Here is a 21,031-nt window from a genome sequence, read left to right as displayed (position 1 = left end):
ACCTATCAAATTTTAAATAGGCTAATAGAGGCGTACATTGGCTGAATATCTTTCAGCTATGCCGGAGCCCCATACCATTATTCCTTTGCCTGCATTTGATAAGGTAAGAAAGTCTAGGGAGTGATGGGAGTGGAGAAACGCCCTTTAATAGGTATTTTGGTAGAGAAGAGGAGCAGCCGGAAGAGAATATTGGAGCTTTATCAACGGTATCACCATTTAAAACTTAAACTTTACGCTTTTACTCCGGAAGATATTGTGTGGGAAGAACAGCAGATTATTGGATTTAGCTTCACAAAGGGCAAATGGAAACAAAGCTCCTTCCCTTTTCCGCATGTTGTCTATAACCGTTGTTTTAACAAAGATAGATTAATAACCATACAACGGTTGGAGAGAACAATCGGAAGGAATAAATGTTTTAACAGTATTAATTCATTTAATAAATGGGACTTCTATCACCTGTTAAAACAGTCCGCTATTTATCCTTATGTACCCGATTCTTTTTTATATCATGAAGTGAATATATCAAAACTATTAGAGCAATATAAACTTCTGTATATTAAGCCTTTGTATGGATCTAAGGGAGAGTCCGTTTACCGGCTTGAACGAATGGAGTATGGGGATATTCACATCTCTATGCACACTCTGGCTCCAAGATTTATTTGCAGGAAAAATGAAGACATTCAGGCTAAATTAAATGAACTGCTCAGTACGGGGAAATATATGGTCCAGCAAGGAATCCGTGCGGGTCGGCTTGATCGTCAGTATTTTGATATCCGTGTCCTTGTCCAGAAAGGCATTCTTGGAGAATGGACGGTCTCTGCCTTGACATCAAGAGTGGCTTACGATGATTACTTTAACACGAGCATGTGCAAAACTGTCTGCGATGCTGCAGAAATTTTTTCTAAATTATTTTCAGCGGAAAAAATGGACGAAACCCTCAAATCTCTGTCGGAGGTAAGTGTGGAAGCTGCTAAAGAAGCAGAAACTATTACGGGATTACTGGGAGAACTGAGTGTGGATTTTGTCCTGGATGAACAGAAGAAGTTATGGATTATTGAAATGAACGGAAAACCCCAAAAAACTATTTATCATGATATGAAACGATTTAAACATATGAAACTTATCTATAGCAGACCCATTGAATATGCTTATTATTTATCACAATTTTGAGAGATTGTATATTTTGACGATCGCGAGATTTCCTATATTTACGCAAAATTTGAATAAAAAACAGTGCCTGCGGCGGGCACTGTTTTTTTAATGTATGAAGACTAATTAATGTAATAATTTAACTTCTAATCAACTTCAGGAACTCCCGCATAAATCCCGGCAGATCCGGCCAGGCGTGGCCTGACACAATGTTGCCGTCGACGTGCAGCGTATCCGTCGTGTAGGTTGCACCCAGACTTTCCACGTCATAACGGCAGGCCGTATAGGCCGTCATCGTACGCCCTTGGAAGTACTGGTTGTCCTTCAAAGCGGCAAGAACAAGCGCTGCATGGCAGATCGCGCCGACGGGTTTGTTGTTCTCGAAGAAATGACTCAAGATGCGCGGAATGTTCTCATCCAGCCGGATGTACTCGGGAGCCCGGCCACCAGGTATGATAAGACCATCGAATTCGGCAGGGTCCACATCGGCGAAGGATACATGGGATTCGAGCAAATATCCTTGTTTCTCGGTGTATGTATCCCACCCGATGAAATCGTGAATGACCGTGTTCAGTACTTTTTTGGCCGGTGAAGCGATGACCGCACTATAACCTTCTTCCAGTGTACGATAATAAGGATAATAAATTTCCAGAGCTTCGACGGCATCGCCTGTAATGAAAAGGATCTTCTTGGACATAGGATCACTCCTCCAGCAGATATAGTCTCAGGGGGAAAACAAGCCTGTGAGATTTCCCCTTATCCTGATTCTGAAGGATACTGGAAATTCTGTAAAGAGAAGAATGAAGAAGAATTCCACCGGGTTGTACGCTTGAGAGAGGGAGCGGAGTTCACGGAAGCTTTCGCTTTTGCCTCCAAGTTAGGAGCCATCACGGTTACGCGCTTGGTTGCGCAGACCTCACTTCCGGCCCCCAATGAAGTTGAGGCGTTCGGCCGAGATGCGGCTCATTCGTGACAGGCCGGTCAAATAATCCGCTTGTTTGCTCTTGACCTGACACAATGTGGAACTATATAATGATCCCCAAGATAGATCAACCCGGCATTGACCAGAGACAACATTCCGTTATCCGGCTGCACAGAGAGAGGGGCACAAGCTGCGAACCCCTTCAGCGACTGATAACGGAATTACCCCTTTGCAGCCGTGCTGCTGAAACTGCTGCTCGTGCAAGCAGAGCAATTAAGCAGCGCCGCCTTATCCCCGTTAACGGATGCTTGATGAGGACCCTTATTGGATGCAGAAGCCCGGCTAGCCGGCGCTGGACCAAAGGGGTCGAATTAGGGTGGAACCACGAGCTGAACGCACTCGTCCCTTGGATGACGATGCGTTTTTTTTGCGTTCAAATAACCCTAATCTGGAGGAATGGATATGTGGATCAAAGTGACGCTGCCAAGCGGAAATGTTAGGGAGTTCTCGCACGGCACGACGATTGAACAAGTCGCAGGATCGATCAGCTCCGGTCTGAAGAAGCAAGCCGTGGCGGGATTGGTGAACGGTGTTCCCACGGATTTAAGCCGTCCCGTTGAGGAGGACTGCGTGCTGGAGATCATAACGCTGGACAGCAAGGAAGGGCTGGAGATTTACCGGCACAGTACGGCGCATCTGATGGCCCAGGCGGTCAAGCGTATTTACGGGGAAGAGTCGGTAAAGCTTGGAATCGGGCCCGTCATTGACGATGGATTTTATTATGACATGGATATAGAAAAGCCGCTTTCTACCGAAGATCTCACTGCCATCGAGCAGGAGATGGGGAAGATTGTCCAGGAGAATTTCCCGATTCAGCGCAGAGTTGTAAGCCGTGAAGAAGCAGCCGCAATTTTTGAAGAGAAGAACGACCCGCTCAAGCTGGAGCTGATCCGTGATCTGCCGGAAGAGGCGGTCCTTACGATATATGAGCAGGGTGAGTTTCTGGATCTGTGCCGGGGACCGCATTTGCCCTCGACCGGCCGGATCAAGGCCTTCAAGCTGCTGAATGTGGCGGGTGCTTACTGGCGCGGCGACTCGGACAACAAGATGCTGCAGCGCATCTATGGAACGGCGTTCCCGAAGAAGGCTCAGCTGGATGAGCATCTGGATATGCTCGAGGAAGCGAAGAAGCGGGATCACCGCAAGCTCGGGAAGGAACTGGGCCTGTTCATGTTCTCGGAGGAAGCGCCGGGAATGCCGTTCTATCTGCCGGGCGGGATGGCTGTCCGCAACGAGCTGGAGAGCTTCTCACGGGAGCTTCAGGCGAAGGAGGATTACGAGGAAGTCCGCACTCCGCTCATGATGAACCAGCGGCTGTGGGAGCAGTCCGGACACTGGGATCATTACCGCGACAACATGTACTTTACGGATGTCGATGAGACGAAGTTTGCTTTGAAGCCGATGAACTGCCCGGGACATATGCTTATTTTCAAAAACAGCCTCCGTTCCTACCGGGAGCTGCCGATCCGCCTGTCGGAATTCGGCCAGGTGCACCGGCACGAGCTGTCAGGCGCTCTGAACGGCATGATGCGTGTCCGCACATTTTGTCAGGATGATGCACATCTTTTCGTACGGCCGGATCAGATTGAAGAGGAAATTTCCCGCGTCATCTCGCTGATCGACCAGTTCTATCAGGTGTTCGGCTTCGAATATTCGATGGAGCTGTCTACTCGTCCCGAAGATTCCATGGGTTCGGAAGAGCTGTGGGATCAGGCCGAGAATGCGCTTAAGAGCGTGCTGGAGCGCCGCGGAGCGGAGTACCGGCTCAGCGAAGGGGACGGAGCGTTCTACGGTCCCAAGATTGATTTCCATATCCGGGATGCGCTGAAGCGGAGCTGGCAGTGCGCTACAATCCAGCTGGACTTCCAGATGCCCGAGAAGTTCGGGCTGTCCTATATCGGCGAGGATAACCTGAAGCACCGGCCCGTGGTTATTCACCGCGCCGTGTACGGCTCCATCGACCGGTTTATCGGAATCCTGACGGAGCATTACAGCGGGCAATTCCCGCTCTGGCTGGCACCGGTACAGGCCAAGGTTCTGCCGGTGTCCGATAATTACCTGGACTATGCTATGCAGGTGAGGAAAGAGCTGCTGGATGCAGGTATCCGCATCGAGGTAGACGGCCGCAGCGAGAAGCTCGGCTACAAGATCCGCGAAGCGCAGATGGAGAAAGTCCCTTACATGCTGATTGTCGGTGAGAATGAGCGGATTCAGGGTACTGTCTCGATCCGCAAAAGAGGCGAGGGTGATCTTGGCGGCAGGAGCGTACAGGAAATTGCGGAGCATATGCTGGCCGAAATGAAGTCGCGGACGTAAAGAAGTTTGTGACGAACAGGTAAGGGGTGTCCGGTTAATTCGTTAGGCCTGCCTCTGATGGAGCATCTTAGTCCTGCGGATATTCAAAAGCGGTATTTTCAGAATCGTTCGGACGATGATTACGCTTATTAGCATCTTCATTGTGCAAAAGTGGAAGTGATGCAGGTAAATCCGGACTTTTGCATTACAGCGGATGACCTGTTACTTTAGATACAGATAAGGAGTGGGTAGCCGTGGAAATTACACCTCAAGAGGTTGCGGAATGGATGGTTAACGAAACGAAATTCAAAGGAATTCTCAGACAAGAAGAGGCGATAGCCTATATCAAATCGCATTTTGGCGAACACTTCGTACATGTGAATGAGAACGGAAATGCATCCCTATCCAAAGATGTGATAAAAGCTTTCCGCAAACTGCATGGCGGCAAAGTGGCCTGGGAACGAGACGGTTTTTTCTGGGCTTGGACATAAGGGCAGGGTAATGGAGCGCGAGAACAGTTAACGGGACATATCCGTCCCGGATAACTGTTTTTTTACTGGGAGAGGGACAGGAAGGCAGCAAGCGCAAAATTGAATTGACAGCTTTTCACAAGTCTCGTTACAATAACGTCATGTGAAACTTCGTATATTGAATAGACGGTAATTCTACCAGACCACTGGAGATTTAGCGCGCTGTGCCTGTTGGGGCAGCCGCTAGGTCTCTTTTTTTATAACCTAAAGTCTATTAAACCGGTTGGAAAAGTAAAGTTAATTACTACAAGGGAGATGGAATGGGATGCACGAATGGAAAAAAAGCAGGGAGAGCGATGAAATCGCTAGTACAACGGGGGATTCAGGGGGGCACAGTTCTCCTGAACGTGCCGGCCGGAGAGAGGGACAGCTTCACTTGGGTGCATTTCTGTACTACACCGGCCATCATCACACAGCTTGGCGTCAGCCTGACTCAGGCGTCGAGAGCATGTTCGATTTGGGCTTCTACAAGAAGCTGGCGCAGACTGCCGAGCGCGGCAAATTCGATATGATCTTCTTCGCGGATCTGCTTTACGCACAGAACGTCGGTCCTGCCGCGGCAGGAATGCTGGAGCCGCTGACGCTGCTGTCGGCCCTCTCGGTCGTGACGGATCGGATCGGTCTTACGGCTACAGTGTCAACGACATACAATGAGCCTTACAATGTGGCGCGGAAGTTCGCAACGCTGGACCACATCAGCGGCGGCCGTGCAGGCTGGAACATCGTCACCTCGCAGCTGGATGTCGAGGCGCAGAACTACGGGCGCGAGAAGCATCCCGAGCACGGTCTCCGCTATGAGATGGCCCGCGAGTTCGCGGAAGCGGCGACCCGGCTGTGGGACAGCTGGCAGGATGACGCGCTCATCCTGGACCGCCAGTCGGGGCAGTTCGCCGACGAGGCGCGGATCACCCCTGCCGGTTACACCGGGCAGTGGTATTCTACACGCGGGCCGCTCAACGTACCGCGGCCTCCGCAGGGCTATCCCGTCCTCATCCAGGCCGGGTCTTCCGGCCCGGGGCAGGACTTCGCCGCCAGCTTCGGCGAAGTAATCTTCACCGCACAGCAGTCGCTGGCTGCGGCGAAGGAGTTTTACGCCGGCTTAAACGGCAAGCTGGCGGAGTATGGCAGGCAGCCCGGCAGCCTGAAGATCATGCCGGGCTTGTCGCCGGTCATAGGCGACACCGAAGAAGAAGCGCAGCTTCGCTTCAGGCAGCTCCAGGATCTCATCCCGGACGATACGATTGTCCTGATGCTGTCCGGTCTGCTGAACTTCGACCTCGGCAGTTATCCGCTCGACGGGCAGCTGCCGGAGATCCCCGATCCCGTAGGCGCCTCCAACGGGATGAAAAGCCGTGTCCAGCTCATTATGGACACGGCCCGGCGGGAGCGGCTGTCGATCCGCGAGATCGGCAAGCGGCTCATCGGAGCCAGAGGCCACCTCCAGTTCGTCGGCACGCCGCAGCAGCTGGCGGATCTGATGGAGCAGTGGTTCGAGGAGTACGGCTGCGATGGCTTCAACATCATGCCGCCCGTGCTTCCCGGACATCTGGATGATTTCGTGGACAAGGTCGTGCCTATTCTGCAGGACCGCGGTTTGTTCCGAAGCGATTACAGCGGGAGGACGCTGCGCGAGCATCTGGGACTGGAGAGGCCGTCAGCCGGGCACTTTATGAAGAGGGAGCTGCTGGTTGAAGCGGGCGCAGAGGTCAGCGGTGCCTGATACTGGAGATCACCGGTCCGTATCTCCGATTCATGACGGCAGAGGAAGTTAACGTTAACAACTAATCAGGCTGGAATTAAGACATTTAATTCGAACGATGGTGATTATCGGATAGGTCCGTTTCCTTGCGAGCGCATGTTTATCTATCCCGCTGCTCCGGGTCACTGAACAAAGTGACTCGGGGTATTTTTGTACTACAATTAATTAACGCGATAAAGTTTTTTGCTTCCAAACTTTGAAATGCTTTTTCAACATATGGTAAAATATCGCTATTGTACAATCAGGAATCTGCCGATCCCCAGGGCGCAGGTCTTGTCTATACGCAAAGGAGAGAGCTATGACTAAAAAATCAACAAAACTTCTTATTTTCCTAGCGGTCATTATCGTACTGCTTCTATTATTCCGGGTAGATTTAATGGAAGCGCTGTTAGCCGTTGCCGCCTTCGCCGCGGCTGCCGCTGCCGCGCTGTTCATCCATGAGGCGGGACACGTCATAGGAGCTTTTATTACATGCAGGAAGGTGGTTTATTTCCGGTTAGGGCCGTTTACTCTATCAGTCTTGGATAAGAAAATGTACGTTTCGATGAAAAATTTCTATTGGATAGGCCACGTGCTGGTCGATGTAGCGGAATTCCAAGACGATGAATCTTACAGGGAGAATAATGCGAAGCAGTCTATCATTTTCATTCTGGGGCCGGTTGCCAGTATCCTGACGGGAGTGTTGGCTCTGACTGTCATCAAAGCAAGCTACGATACCTTATTCGTCACGATGTTCGGGATACTGTCTCTTATTTACGGAGGAGGGACTCTGCTGTTCTCAGATGGCAGAATGGCACGCAAAATGTCTGATCCGTCCAAAGCGCTGCTTTTTTACTGGAATGTGCTGTACTCGGTACCCGTGCCCCGCGAGAAAAGTCTGGCCTATTTACTGGAAGAGTCCGAGAGGTATTTATTCAATAAATATATTCCCGACAAAAAGGCTATCGCCGACAATTTCGACGATCTGGCTGTTCTTTACTATGCCAAATATTTCAGTCAGATCAGCGGGGAGAATGGAATTAACCGGATTAATTTTATTGCCGTGATCAGGGACGGATTCGAAGAAAACACTTTAAAGCGCCGCGAAAGAATTATGGGTATGCTTATCTTGTGTGAAGAAATCGTGCTGCTCAGCCTGGCGGGGGAAAAGGAAGACGCTCGGGAGTTGTTTGAGCTTATCGAACATGAGAGCGAACTGCAGGAGGTATCCAAACTACGGATTAGAACGTATATGGAGCACTCCACCGTAATGGCGGCACAATATTTTGCCAAACGCAAAGAAATGAATGGCCGGGCAGCGGCTATACGCAATGTGTTTGATTACTATGAAGAGAGAATTTTGAAAGAGCAGGGGCTGTGGATTTCGTAAGATGCTGCTGTAATGGGAAACGCCGCAATGTGATCGGACATTGCGGCGTTTTTGGTATGGATCGAAGAACCGGAGTCAGGGGTTCGGGCGGTCCTTTCAAGCACAGATGTTTTTTATTAATGAGAATGGGTAAAAATAAAAATAGCTCTTTATACGCGAATTTGTCGATTTTTATCACATGAGCTTATTACGGGAGACAAAAGCCATTACCTAGGGATCGGGGGAATTAGAATGAAGTTAACTCATGAACAGCGGATTACTTTACATGGCTTTAATAATCTTACAAAGTCATTAAGCTTTAATATGTACGATATCTGTTATACGCGGACGAAGGAAGAGCGGGAAGCGTATATTGAATATATTGACGAGCAGTACAGTGCCGAGAGGCTGACGAAAATCTTGAACACCGTAACCGATATTATCGGCGCGAATGTACTGAACACCGCTCAGCAGGACTATGTGCCTCAAGGAGCGAGTGTGACGATGCTCGTCTCGGAAGGCCCTGTGATAGAAGTGCCGACGGAATCGTTCGACGAGTCACCGGGACCGCTCCCTGACAACGTCGTTATGCAGCTCGATAAGAGCCATATCACCGTGCATACGTATCCCGAGTATCATCCGGATGAAGGAATCAGTACGTTTCGCGCGGATATTGATGTATCGACCTGCGGAGAGATTTCTCCGCTTAAAGCGCTCAATTATCTGATTCATTCCTTCGATACGGACATCTTTACGATGGATTACCGGGTACGCGGTTTTACGAGAGACATTCACGGGCACAAGCTGTTTATCGATCATGAAATCACTTCGATCCAGAATTATATTCCGGATAACGTCAAAGATACGTATGACATGATTGACGTCAACGTGTATCAGGAAAATATTTTCCATACGAAATGTAAACTGCGTAAATTTGATCTCAACAACTATTTGTTCGGATACACCAAGGATAAACTGACTCCGCAGGAGCAGCAGGAAATTACGGAAAGTCTCAAGCTGGAAATGGACGAGATTTTTTATGGGAAAAATATCGTTCCTGCTAACGGTTAAGGGGCATGAACAATGGCGTGAGTGCTTAACAGCTGCTGTTGAAGCCCAAGACCCAAAGAAGACACAGGAAGCCAAGCGGCTTCTGTGTCTTCTTTGAGTCCGGGAGTGTTGGTTCTAAGAAGGGCGAGCCTATTCGATCATCGAGCCTAACGGAGCTTAAATTAATGAAGCCCGGCTGAAGTTCGGCACGGGTCCTGTGAGACTCACCTACTCGTGGGAGATCAGTCCGAATTTGCCCAGCGGCCAGAAAGCGAGATCGGCTCGGCCGATGATCGTATCGTTCCGGATAAAACCGATACTGCTACTGCGGCTATCCTTACTGCCCGGACGATTGTCGCCCAGTACGAAGACAGTTCCTTCCGGTACCGTCTGCTCCGGGTAATTCAGATTGTTATAAGTCTTGCCGCTGGCTGCGGCGCTGGCAACGGCTTCTTTCAGGTAAGGCTCGTCCAGCGGTTCGCCGTTGATGTAAACCTGATCACCTTCGACTTTGACCTTCTCGCCAGGCAGGGCAACGATCCGTTTAATGTAATCTTCTCGCTCATTCGCATGGAAAATGATCACTTCTCCGCGCTTGGGCTCTGCAAAGTTATAGAGAACTTTGTTCACGATTAATTTTTCGTCCTCGGAGAAATTAGGCTCCATAGAGTCCCCGTTGATGATAAATGGGGCAAACAGGAACCAGCGGACGACAACTACGCAAATGACGGCAATAAGAATCGCCCGTGTCCATTCCCAAACTTCATTCTTCTTTGTAGGTGCAGGTGTTTTTGTCTCTATTCGTTCCATGCATTCTTCCAATCCTTTCGGCAAGTTAAAAGTAGAAGATGAATTCGTTAGATCTGTTAATAAATGTAACATTTGAATTGGAGAAGATGCAAATGTCAGAGGTTTAGCGGATCAGGCGGATACATACAAACAAGCTCCCTTGCCGTTAAAGCAGCAAGAGAGCTTACTTGTGAAGCTTGCGATCGGATCGGGTGCAAGTAAAGTTTACGTGACATTTATCGTTATTAAAATTTTACGTGCCGTTATTTCTTCGGAGGAACGCCGCAGACGCCGTCTGAGCAAGCATCATCAGCCGCTTCGCTGGAAGCATCATTTACCAGTGTAAGGGATGGTTTTACTTCATCCCATGCTTTTTGCAGAGCTTGAACGAACACTTCGCCAGGCTGTGCGCCTGATACGCCGTATTTGCGGTCGATCACGAAGAAAGGAACACCGCTGATTCCAAGATCGGCGCCTTCCTGCTCGTCCGCGCGGACTTCCTGCGTAAACTGGTCGCTTGCGAGAACCTGGGCTGCTTCATTCTTGTCCAGTCCGATTTCCGCAGCCAGTGCTGCGAGCGTATCCCTGTCGCCGATATGTTTGTTATCGGTAAAGTAAGCCTTGAGCAGAAGCTCGGTCATTTCATGCGCTTTGCCGTGCTGGCCAGCGTAATGCGCCAAGCGGTGAGCATCGAACGTATTCGTAGGAATAAGCTTGTCCATCCGGTAAGTCAGACCTACTCCGGCAGCTTGTTCTGTAATATTGGCATTGGTGGCCTCTGCCTGCTCAATACTCATTCCGTATTTAGAAGCCAGAATTTCGGCCATACTACGGTTAGTATCGCGCGGGGAATTCGGGTCCAGCTCATAACTGCGGTACACGACTTCGATTTCGTCCTTGTGGGCGAATTGCTCCAGCGCTTCTTCAAACCGGCGTTTGCCGATGTAACAGAACGGGCACACAAAATCAGACCAGATTTCAACTTTCATAGATGAGCACCTCCGGGTGGTTAATTATATAAGGTAAAGCCATCAGGCAGGCTCCGGTGGAACCGCTTCGGGCAGAAATCATTCTTACAATCAGAACGGTCTTTCCAACCATTATTATACGGACCGGGGTATATGAAAGCAAACAGCCGATAAGGCATATCGGCTTAATTACGGGCATTTGAAGTGCAGGACGGGAACTTCTCTTGACATTACGAACTGTTATCAATAAAATAACAGTCATAGCGCATCCGCAAAGCCATATATTTCAGAAACGTAGTTGATACGGGCTGGCTGGAAGGTGTCTAGAGCTTTACATTCTAAGATCCGACTTATTTGCACATAGATTGAGGGAGGCCAAACTTTGAATACCAAATATGCACCTTTATTCGAGAACTTCACATTCAACAAAGGAATTTCACTTAAAAACCGCGTGGTCATGGCTCCAATGACGAACTATTCATCCAATGAAGACGGAACGGTATCGGATGCGGAAATTGCTTATTATGAGCGCAGATCCGGCGGAGCCGGTATGGTTATTACAGCCTGTACCTTTGTTACGCCTAACGGCCAAGGCTTCCCTGGTGAATTCGCGGGCGACCGGGATGAGATGATTCCAAGCTTGAAGCGGCTGGCTTCTTCTATCCAGAAGAAGGGAGCGAAGGCAGTCCTTCAAATATTCCATGGCGGCCGTTCCTGCCCTCCGGAACTGGTACCCGGCGGTGACATCGTGAGCGCTAGTGCCGTCGCGGAGGAAAAGGCCGGAAGCCCGGTTCCCCGAGCTTTGGCCGAGTCGGAGATCGAGGCGATTATCCGGGACTTCGGCGAGACGACCCGGCGTGCTATCGAGGCGGGTTACGACGGCGTTGAGATTCATGGCGCTAACGGATATCTGATCCAGCAGTTCTTTTCCCCGCACTCCAACCGGAGAGAAGACAAGTGGGGAGGCAGCGTGGAGCGCCGGATGGCGTTCCCGCTTGCGATTGTCGATGAAGTGAACCGCGTTGTGGCCGAGCATGCGAAGCACCCGTTCCTCGTAGGTTATCGTTTCTCGCCAGAAGAAGTAGAGACTCCGGGCATTACCATGGACGATACGCTCAAACTGGTTGATGCTCTGGCGGATAAAAACCTCGATTACCTGCATGTATCCCTGATGGACTTCTGGTCGACTCCGAGAAGCGGTGCGGACACGGACAGACCCCGCATAGAGCTTATTAAGGAATTGGCGGCAGACCGCGTGCCTGTAATCGGTGTGGGTTCGATTCATAGTGCGGATGAGGCGCTGCAAGCATTAGCAACGGGCGTTCCTCTTATCGCGCTGGGCCGCGAACTGATTATGGAGCCGGATTGGGTACAGAAGGTGGAAGAAGGCCGGGAATCCGAAATCCGGGTAACGGTAAGCAGAGAAGACCAGGAACGCCTGGTTATTCCAGGGCCGCTGTGGAATGGCATTATCCATACGCCAGGATGGTTCCCGGTTGTTTAAGAGGTAAGAATGCTAGTGGATGTGCAAGTTCAAGTGCACATCATATAACAAAAAAAGGATCGTCCCAAGTCATTCCATATGACAAAGGGCGATCCTTTTCCTTGTTGTGAATTCCTTGTTGAAGATTCGTTTCTCGGATTTGTGAGTTCAGGCAATGACCAAACTCATCCTGCAACTCATTCTTGAACTCATCCTTGCCCAGCCGGTGAATCCAGACGCAGCGCCCGCAGATCCATGGCAGGCACCAGCCCTTCCCTGGCCGCCCGGCCGAGCAGAGCTTCGACTGCGGCGTAGCCGTCTTCACCGAGGTTCAGGGTGAATTCGTTGACGTACAGCGCGATGTGAGCTTCGGCCACTTCGGCGGACATCTCCTGCGCGTGCCGGAGCACGTACTCCTGCGACGCTGCGGGATGGGTCCATGCGTACTCGACGGAGGAACGGATCCATCCGGCGATGGCCGCCAGATCCAGCGTGCGGTGGGCGATAATCGCGCCCAGCGGGATCGGCAGCCCCGTATCGGACTCCCACCAGCTGCCGAGGTCGGTCAGCAGGTCGAGGCCGTACGACGGGTAGGTGAAGCGGGCCTCATGGATGACGAGGCCCGCGTCGATCTTGCCGTCGCGGACGGCGGGCATGATCTCGTGAAACGGCATCACGACGATCTCGCCTACGCCGCCGGGCACCTGCTGCGCGGCCCACAGCCGGAACAGCAGGTAGGCGGTCGACCGCTCGCTCGGAACGGCAACCCGCTTGCCGGACAGCGATGCGGGGTCTGCCGAGCCTTTGGACAGTACCAGCGGTCCGCAGCCCCGGCCAAGCGCTCCTCCGCACGGGAGCAGCGCGTATTCGGGCCGCACCCAAGGCAGGGCGGCGTAAGAGATCTTCATAATTTCAGGGCCGCCCGGCTCAGCCGCCAGAGTATTAGTAATATCAATGTCAGCGTAAGTCACGTCAAACGAAGGTGCACCGGGCACCAGGCCATGAACCAGCGCGTGAAATACGAAGGTGTCATTCGGACATGGAGAATAAGCGATTTTCATTTATAGGACCTCCCGTAAAATTGAGCTTGCTTGTTCGAGCGCTGCGAGAGCATCCTTGATCCGCCATGCGGCTTTGTCGCGCGGACCTACCGCGTTCGAAATCGAGCGGATTTCGAGCGCGGGGATTCCGCGGCTATAGGCGGCGCTGGCTACGCCGAAGCCTTCCATCCCTTCGGCGGCTGCTTCGGGGATGCGGGCGGCCAGCTCCCGCGCGGCCTCTGCTGTCCCCGTGACGGTGGACAGTGTGAGCACGGCGCCCATGCCGGCGGTAAGTCCGCTCGCGCGCAGCGCGTCCGCGACTCGGGCCGCAAGACCGGCATGGGCGGGGACGCGGGCCGTGCCGAAGCCGAGCTCGTCCAGGCTGATGAACCCGCCCGGGCTCTGCGCTCCCAGGTCCGCGGCGATGATCTCGCTCGCTACTACGAGCGAGCCGATCTCCGCCCGGCCCAAGAAGCCTCCGGCGATGCCCATGTTGATGACGAGACCATAGCTGCCTGCAGCCAGTGCGGACGTGGTAGTTATGGCAGCGGCAACAGGACCGACGCCGGCTATCGCCACGTCGAACCGGGGCTCGCCCTGCAGGCCGCGGAGGACGGCTTCCTGTTCGGCTGCAACCGGAGTCATGATCAGGATACGGCTGCTTTGTGCAGGACCAGGCTGGTATTGATCCGGCTGAGGTGAGTGTGCATTCATATGAGTGGTGTCTCCTTAATTAAAGGCTGATTATATTCGAATGTGGAATGCCAGACTTTCTTATTCTAGGTTATCGCTATCTAAGCAGTGTGTAAAGCTGCAGGAAAGGCGTTTGGAAACGAGTTGAAGTGTGAATCTCTTACGGATCAGCTTAGGATTGACGTCATCTAGTATTCTCCGGTATGGTATAAGAGGGATATGACAAAAATTACATATTAATTGAAGAGTTTTATTCACCTTAAGATTAGGGTTGTCTATTCTTCGTCTAACTCAGAACCGGATAGTTTAGAACGTTAGGGGACATCTGTCTTCTAACGTTCTTTTACACGCCCGCTTCGGGGGAGTCTTTGCTCCCTACTTTATCCATTGTTTTGAAGAATTCATGTGAAACTTGCTCCAGGCGGTGCCGTATGTGCAGTTAGATAAAGAGACAGATAAATAGAAGGAGGCTGCAGGGTGGGGATTTTTGATTTTGTTCATCTGAGGAATGGCAGGAAGTATTTAAAGGATCGGAATCTGCCCAAAGCTCTCGAAGCTTATGAGAAGGTGAAGTACGATTCACTGGAGATTTCAGAGCAGGTGAAGGTGGCAGACCTGTATTATGAACTGGGACATATCGAGAAAGCGTTGACGTATTTGAGTGGAATCATTCAATCTACCCGTTCCGATCATGCGTATGAACGCCGCGCCCATATTCTAAGAGAAATTAACCGGGAAGAAGAGGCGATAGAGGATCTGAACGAGGCGATCCGGATTAATCCCGATCCCTATATGTATTGGTATACAAGAGGATTGTGTTACCTGGATTTGAACCGGTATGAAGAAGCAATCCGGGATTTGAAGGAATGTGTGCTCAGGGAGCCTGCAAATTCAGTCGTATCGACGTACTATGAGCTGGGTGTCTGTTATCTGGATCATGGGGATTACGGGAATGCGGAAGAGACGTTCCGGAAAGTACTCAGCTACGAGAATCAGGAAATTCCGATTTTCAGCTACCGGATGGCTAAATCTCTAATGGCTCAAGGCAAGGCGGAAGAGGCTGCTTCTTATATGAAAAAAGCCGTCGATATGCAGGCCGAATGGGAGTACATCTCCGACCGGGGTGAACGTGAGGTTTACTTCCGGACAGGATTCGGATCGGGAGCCTTCCGTACTTTCCGGGAAGAAGTGGAGCGTACGTGCGGGTTCCGCAAAGATCTGGCGGGAATCTATATCAAGATGGAAGATTATGAAGCGGCACTGGAAATTATCCATCTTGCAATGGAATTATTTCCGGATAGATCCGATTTGTACTTGCAGCGTGCCGTCCTATACCGGTATACGGAACAATGGGAACTTGCAGAGGCGGATCTGGACATGGTTGCAGAGTTAGATCCGGATGAGCCCGATGTCTCCTTCGAGAAAATACTGATTTACCGGTCCCGGCAGCAAGAGGAGAAAGCACTTCCCATGCTGGAGCAGTTGTATGAAGAGGACCCGGATAATCCGCTTATCTGTTATTGGCTGGCCGAGTCCTATGCCAAGACAGGCCAATACCAGCGGGCGCTGGATGTGAACGGACATCTTCTCGAATTGGAGGAAGATGACCCGCTGAATGAGATGCAGCGCGCTGCCATTCTCTCCGAGATGGGACAATACGGGCAGGCTGCGGCAACTTACAGCAAAGCCATCGAGCGGGAGGACCGGGCGGACTTACGCTCCAAGCGGAGCTTCGCCTATTATATGGAGTCCCGCTATGATGAAGCGCTGATGGATCTGCATTATGCGGCCGAGCTGGATGCATCTGTTCAAGACAGCAGCAGCTACCACCATGCCATGGGGCACGTTCTGCAGGAAATGAGAGAGCTGGAAATGGCTGCGGCCTCTTTCGGGAAGGCGATTGACCTTACGCCGGACTATGCGGTTTATTATGAAAGCCGGGCGAAGTGTTTTATTGATCTGAAAGAGCTCGAGAAAGCGGAGCAAGACTGCATCCGGGGATATGAGAAGGACCCTTCTTATACCGACCTGCTCAGCATGCGGGGCTATGTGCGTTATTTGATGGGAGATTATGATACGGCGCGGGACTATGCGGAGGCGTACAGCCATCTTCATCCGGACAGTCCGTCAGCCCATTATAATATCGGGCTTGCCTGTTTCCGTCTGGAGGGGGAAGAAGAGACGGCTCTGAAGGCATTCAACCGGGCCCTTGAGCTGGATCCCGGATTTGCCAGCTGCTATCTGTACAGAGCCTACCTGAAATACAGCCGTCTTGAACTCGAAGAAACCATCGAGAATTTGACCAATTGGAGTCTGTATGCCTTTCAGGATATTACCTTGGAGGAGAGGCTTAGACACCTTCATGAATTGGAGGGGCTGGATGAGGATGTGCTGGAGGGAACTTCCAGGCAGATCGCCCGGTTATACGAAAGCCGGATGTATTTATCCTGATTCCATATGGTGAATAAAAGTATAGGCTGGTTCAATCTCACCCTTTTTGGTTTATACGCTTTTTAAAGGTAAATTATAGGGGGTCATGAATATTGGAGGCGTATAATGAGAATGAATTGGTCATTCATTCCAGTCCCAAGAAAGTATTCGTTCTCGTATTAGCTGCACTGGCTTTTGTAGTAGCTGGAGGATTCCTGTTCTGGGTAGGGCTTACCGATGAAGAAGAATCGGCGGTTCTAATGGTTGTGGGAATCATAAGTATTGTCTTCTTCGGTCTGTGTCTGCTTTATCTGGTTTTCCAGCTTTTTAACAAGAAGCCGTCCCTGATCGTTAACGATGAAGGAGTCACTGACAATTCTTCAGCCATTAGCGGAGGCTTGATCCCGTGGCAGGATATCGAGGAAATTATTTTGTATGACTACATGGGCCAGCGATTTATCGGCCTGAACCTGTACGACACGGAAGCCTATCTGGCCCGTCAGAAAAGCATGACAAGGATGCTGATGAAGGCGAACCGTGGACTTGTGAAGGCTACAGTCAATATTACGCAAGCCAGTCTGCCTTATCCTCTGGAAGAGGTGTACGAGGTGATGATGAATAAGTGGGAGAATGTACATCTTAGGCAGCCGTAAGAGCTGCTGCGGCTGGTTGTTGCTGTATGGACTTACGGATGCTGATTCCGGATAACCAGATAGAGAATTCAAGAGAAAGCGATTTAAGCGTTAGGTTAGGATCAAAAGAATGAAAACAGGCTGCCGGGGATATGCCCGGCGGCCTGTTCATTTTTGTGGTGATACAGGAATGGACCCGCTGCGGCTGGGTGTTTAGGCGTATCCCTTCGAAACTTTTGCAACCGGGATACGTCTATTGGGTATAACTGCTAGATATGGAAGGGTGGTACATGCGGGAAAAATGGATGAAGGCACGGTTTCCTATGTATATCGTTAAACAAGCCGCATGTTAATTTCAAATTAGATGAAGGGGACCAAAAATGAAAAATAAATTAACTGTTATCATGATCGTTGTCGGTATTATTGGAAGCAGTATTCTAGCCGGAGCAGCTTTCGGGGACGTAGATCACATCAAAAATCTGAATGAGTTAAAGTCAGAATTTGAATCAAAGAAAAAGAAATTAAACGAGATGCCGAATCAAACACCAGAAGAAATTGAGGCTACGGTTAAAGCTGGTAAAGAGCTCAAAGATTTGGGTAAGGAAGTGGCAAAAGTAGAGCGAATTGTTGATCCCGATCGTGAAGAAGAATTTGCGAATCAACTTAGAAGTTATATAGCTGGTATGAAAGATTCGGTAAGTGAACTAAAACACATGGCGGAAGAGACAAAAGATAGTCAGTATCTGAAGAAAGCTGAAGAGCTGGAGAAGAAAGTTGCCAGGTATGAAAAAGAACAACGGGCATATCTAAACAAAGAACAACCAGGAAAAACAGTGAAAGAATTACGTAAAGAGTTAGATATTCCAGCGAATTAAATAGATTAGTAAGTGAAAACACTCGTTTTAATAAAGGACGGGTGTTTTCATCTATCTGCTGAATTTGTCTAGTCATTTTCAAGGGGCCCGCGGCTGGTATTTAGCAGTACCCCTTTGAAGTCCATGAAACTTTTGAAACGGGCACACGTCTATTGGGTAGAACTGCTAGATATGGAAGGCTGGTTAATATGAGAAAATCTATTAAAGAAGTATCCTTACTCCTGCTTTTAACTGTATTCGGGTTTGTCTCTATGATGGTTGTTATTCCGGGTAGAACTTACGGTTGCAGCTGCGAATATGAACAGGACAGGACCCCGCTCAAGCGCTGGAAAAATCGGATGCCGTGTTTTCGGGAAAAGTAAGAGAAGTAAGCAAACAGGTTATAGAAAGCGCCGGTATTCTTGAGCATAAGAACGCTGTTTTATTTGAGGTGCACGCTGCGTGGAAAGGGATTTCCGAGAATCAGGTGATCGTAAACACGAGTTACGGCGGATCAGACGCTTGCGGCAATGAATACGAAGTGGGCCGGAAGTATCTTGTTTTTGCTAACCGGTATGACAAACTGCCGTTCTTACAGACGAGCACTTGCTCATTGACGGCGGAATGGTCTGGCGCGAGTGCCGTCTTGGAGCAAATCGGGCAAGGGGAGAAGCCGCTAGTAGAAGCAGACTATCAAGATGATATGAGCAGGCTGAGGTATACGAATGCATTCGCTTCTGTAACCGGAGCATACCACCGGCTGTTAAAGCATCCTTATGCAGGCTTTTCAGTTGCCGGCGTGCTTGTTGTGGGGACGGTGCTGCTGGTTGTGAAGAGAAGAAGATCGTAACCTTTATAACACAGGCAACAGTAAGGAGAGAGTAAAAAAATTTAACAATAGAATCTTTTATGAGCCAGTTTTTAATAGTAAAACTTACTCTACTGAGCTGCAAAAAATCAAACGGTTACGAAAATAGTTGATTATTTTTATTGATAGGGATGAAGGGAATATGAATCATGAAAAATCTCGCTGCGGAAAGATCATATTTGCAGATGGGCAGGTAGAGGACGCAAGACTATTTCAGGAATACAAGGATGGGTTTAAATTTCATCTCGCGATAAATACTCAAATCTTTTGTTTTGAAGGCATTGATTACTGCGATTGCATGACGAAGTTATTGAAGAAAACAAACTCTACGTTGCTATTAGAAGATGCCCTATTTATTCGAACAAACCAAGCGTCGTTGGAGAAAATAATTATCGAGGAAAAGTTATTTTTATCAACAGATGATTTGGGAGAGGAAACGCTATCTTTTAGTTTAGGGTGTAATTACAAGGGGATACACTATAATACGGCGGCGGTAAACGATTTCTCGATAGCCTTACAAGATTTGAGAAATCAGTTACAGGTAGAATTTCACATATGCGCGTACTGCCTACGGTCCGACTTTAAGTCCGACGGTGGAGAAGATCTGCGTCATAGTTGGTTTTGCTTTAGGGAGGTAAGGGAATTGAATCCTAATAAACCGTGGTTTCAAAGGGAAGATGAATTTGATGAGGCGATTCCGAATGTGGATGCTTTTTACTGGTGTCCTGCATTCCAATACAAATTTAAAATTCTGTAAGTTGAGTTGTTTAAACCGCAATGCGACTAAGGGCTCGCTTATTTTCCATACTTGCCAATTCAATTTGTCAGTAGCTTTGCCTGAAAGCACTGAAATCAGTCAGATATTCTCCAATGTCAGTATGGACACTGCATTATATCAAGAAAAGGGCCCGGCTCCAGCCGATTTCAGCCTGCTTCATAGACGGAAGCTAGTTCCCTCTCAGTTCAATCGACATAGATTGATAGCATCCTAGAATAGGGGGACTGTTCATGGCGAATTTCTATGAAACGATGCGGCTCAAAAACCAGCTTTCACTCACTCTGCTGCGCAAACCTGGTATTTATGGAGTGGGGGTAGGCTATGCGGACCCGGACAAACCGGACCGCGGAGCGGCCATTATCGTCTATTCGCATCCCAATGTTAAAGCGGCTGAAATTAAAAGCACGATGTTAAAAAAGGCGGGAGTGAGCTATCCTTTCCGTCTGATTAACACCGATCCGTTCAAACCTCATTCCAAGGCTCAATCCGGCAGTGTATCCCGCCGCAGGGCGGCACCCCGCAAAAGGGTGAAGGCGGAGTTCTTCCGCAGTCGTCTGCGTCCGGTTCCGGGAGGAGTCAGTATCGGCCGGATTACCGGCTCGCTTGGAATTACGGGAACGGGAGGCCTTATCACTATCCGAAATGGACAATTATATGTACTGAGCAACAATCATGTGATTGTGGCTGCCAACCGTTTCGCAGCTAATATTCTGCAGCCGGGGCCTTTGGATGGAGGACAGGCAAGCGACCGGATCGGTGTGTCAGTGAGGTTTGTTCCTTTCCGTGTCGGCGGAGTGAACTTCATGGACGCTGCTATCGCGCAGCCTATCACCAACAGTTTTCTGAATCCGAGATATCTGATTAATTCAGGCCGGCTCATTACACTGCGGGGCCATCTGCTCAGCTACCGCGTGGGAACGAGCTTGGTTAAATCCGGACGCACGACCGGATTTGTCAGCGGTGTCGTCGAAAGTATCGGGACAGACCAGATGGTCGGGCCTTACAGGGAGGTCGGTAATGCAACTCTGTTGTTCCGCAACCAGACGGTAATTGTGGGCAGCAGTCCTGTCTCGCAAGGCGGCGATTCGGGCTCCGTATGGATTACGAGGGACGGATTTGCAGCGGCGCTGAACTTCGCAGGCGGCGGAAACCGCTCGATCAGCACACCGATTGCCAGTGTCTTATCTGCATTCGGATTACGCGTAGCCGCACCGGCCCCAGGCGGCACATTTAAAGCAGGCGGGAGTAAAGGGCCTGCTCCCCAAGGCAACCATGCTTATGTCCGGCCTTTACCGGAAGCAGTCCGAAAGCAGATTCGTCCGGTGAGCACCAAGACGCAGAAATAAAAAAGCCGCGCTCCCGCATAAGGAGTGCAGCCTGAAA

The 21,031-nt window shown here is 50.1% G+C and carries 18 protein-coding genes; 13 read left to right on the top strand and 5 right to left on the bottom strand.

The window, feature by feature from the left end:
• The first annotated feature begins 129 nt into the window (after window positions 1–129).
• Window positions 130–1,170, top strand: coding sequence for a YheC/YheD family protein (locus tag AR333_RS20995; RefSeq protein ID WP_068777326.1), 1,041 nt, complete (start codon window positions 130–132; stop codon window positions 1,168–1,170).
• Between the two features lie 118 nt (window positions 1,171–1,288).
• On the opposite strand, the gene AR333_RS20990 is transcribed toward AR333_RS20995, so the two are convergent.
• Window positions 1,289–1,846, bottom strand: a complete 558-nt coding sequence (locus tag AR333_RS20990) for a DJ-1/PfpI family protein (protein WP_068777325.1) — start codon at window positions 1,844–1,846, stop codon at window positions 1,289–1,291.
• A 687-nt stretch (window positions 1,847–2,533) separates the two neighbouring features.
• On the opposite strand from AR333_RS20990, the gene thrS reads away from it, so the two are divergent.
• From thrS to speD, 5 genes are all read left to right on the top strand, one after another.
• Window positions 2,534–4,447 carry a threonine--tRNA ligase gene (gene thrS, locus AR333_RS20985; protein WP_068777324.1) on the top strand — a complete coding sequence of 638 codons (1,914 nt, stop codon included), beginning with the start codon at window positions 2,534–2,536 and terminating at the stop codon, window positions 4,445–4,447.
• 233 nt (window positions 4,448–4,680) lie between these two features.
• A complete protein-coding gene (locus tag AR333_RS20980) occupies window positions 4,681–4,917 on the top strand; it encodes a hypothetical protein (protein WP_068777323.1) in 237 nt (78 codons plus the stop codon).
• 304 nt (window positions 4,918–5,221) lie between these two features.
• Complete coding sequence (locus tag AR333_RS20975) at window positions 5,222–6,676, top strand: LLM class flavin-dependent oxidoreductase (RefSeq protein ID WP_084783910.1); 1,455 nt, start codon at window positions 5,222–5,224, stop codon at window positions 6,674–6,676.
• Between the two features lie 337 nt (window positions 6,677–7,013).
• Complete coding sequence (locus AR333_RS20970; protein ID WP_068777322.1) at window positions 7,014–8,084, top strand: hypothetical protein; 1,071 nt, start codon at window positions 7,014–7,016, stop codon at window positions 8,082–8,084.
• A gap of 231 nt (window positions 8,085–8,315) precedes the next feature.
• Window positions 8,316–9,134 carry an adenosylmethionine decarboxylase gene (gene speD, locus AR333_RS20965; protein ID WP_068777321.1) on the top strand — a complete coding sequence of 273 codons (819 nt, stop codon included), beginning with the start codon at window positions 8,316–8,318 and terminating at the stop codon, window positions 9,132–9,134.
• Between the two features lie 207 nt (window positions 9,135–9,341).
• Here speD and lepB read toward each other — a convergent pair whose 3' ends face one another.
• Entirely contained in the window at window positions 9,342–9,923 is a 582-nt protein-coding gene (lepB, locus tag AR333_RS20960; RefSeq protein ID WP_068777320.1) for a signal peptidase I, read from the bottom strand.
• A gap of 242 nt (window positions 9,924–10,165) precedes the next feature.
• Window positions 10,166–10,891, bottom strand: a complete 726-nt coding sequence (locus AR333_RS20955) for a DsbA family oxidoreductase (RefSeq protein ID WP_068777319.1) — start codon at window positions 10,889–10,891, stop codon at window positions 10,166–10,168.
• Window positions 10,892–11,252: 361 nt separating this feature from the next.
• On the opposite strand from AR333_RS20955, the gene AR333_RS20950 reads away from it, so the two are divergent.
• Window positions 11,253–12,374, top strand: a complete 1,122-nt coding sequence (locus tag AR333_RS20950) for an NADH-dependent flavin oxidoreductase (protein WP_068777318.1) — start codon at window positions 11,253–11,255, stop codon at window positions 12,372–12,374.
• 188 nt (window positions 12,375–12,562) lie between these two features.
• Here AR333_RS20950 and AR333_RS20945 read toward each other — a convergent pair whose 3' ends face one another.
• Together AR333_RS20945 and AR333_RS20940 are read right to left on the bottom strand one after the other, a co-directional pair.
• A complete protein-coding gene (locus AR333_RS20945) occupies window positions 12,563–13,414 on the bottom strand; it encodes a 1,4-dihydroxy-6-naphthoate synthase (protein WP_068777317.1) in 852 nt (283 codons plus the stop codon).
• Window positions 13,415–14,107: a futalosine hydrolase gene (locus AR333_RS20940; protein ID WP_068777316.1), complete on the bottom strand. Its 693-nt coding sequence runs from the start codon at window positions 14,105–14,107 to the stop codon at window positions 13,415–13,417.
• 456 nt (window positions 14,108–14,563) lie between these two features.
• On the opposite strand from AR333_RS20940, the gene AR333_RS20935 reads away from it, so the two are divergent.
• The 6 genes from AR333_RS20935 to AR333_RS20910 all read left to right on the top strand — a co-directional run bounded on the left by AR333_RS20935 (window position 14,564) and on the right by AR333_RS20910 (window position 20,994).
• Window positions 14,564–16,537 (top strand): tetratricopeptide repeat protein, encoded by a 1,974-nt coding sequence (locus AR333_RS20935; protein ID WP_068777315.1) that lies wholly within the window; start codon window positions 14,564–14,566, stop codon window positions 16,535–16,537.
• Between the two features lie 92 nt (window positions 16,538–16,629).
• Complete coding sequence (locus tag AR333_RS20930) at window positions 16,630–17,169, top strand: STM3941 family protein (RefSeq protein WP_253735932.1); 540 nt, start codon at window positions 16,630–16,632, stop codon at window positions 17,167–17,169.
• Between the two features lie 359 nt (window positions 17,170–17,528).
• The gene (locus tag AR333_RS20925; protein WP_068777313.1) at window positions 17,529–18,023 is read left to right on the top strand and encodes a hypothetical protein; all 495 of its coding nucleotides are present in this window, start codon (window positions 17,529–17,531) and stop codon (window positions 18,021–18,023) included.
• A 343-nt stretch (window positions 18,024–18,366) separates the two neighbouring features.
• On the top strand, window positions 18,367–18,852 hold the full coding sequence (locus AR333_RS20920) for a hypothetical protein (protein ID WP_068777312.1): 486 nt from the start codon (window positions 18,367–18,369) through the stop codon (window positions 18,850–18,852).
• A gap of 160 nt (window positions 18,853–19,012) precedes the next feature.
• The gene (locus AR333_RS20915) at window positions 19,013–19,627 is read left to right on the top strand and encodes a hypothetical protein (RefSeq protein ID WP_068777311.1); all 615 of its coding nucleotides are present in this window, start codon (window positions 19,013–19,015) and stop codon (window positions 19,625–19,627) included.
• A gap of 251 nt (window positions 19,628–19,878) precedes the next feature.
• The gene (locus AR333_RS20910) at window positions 19,879–20,994 is read left to right on the top strand and encodes a hypothetical protein (protein ID WP_068777310.1); all 1,116 of its coding nucleotides are present in this window, start codon (window positions 19,879–19,881) and stop codon (window positions 20,992–20,994) included.
• Window positions 20,995–21,031 lie beyond the last annotated feature (37 nt).

This window comes from Paenibacillus sp. FJAT-26967 (assembly GCF_001541095.1).
Classification (GTDB): Bacteria; Bacillota; Bacilli; order Paenibacillales; family NBRC-103111; genus Paenibacillus_F.
Note: the sequence above shows the minus strand (reverse complement) of the source record. Positions and strands in the feature narration are given on the sequence as shown.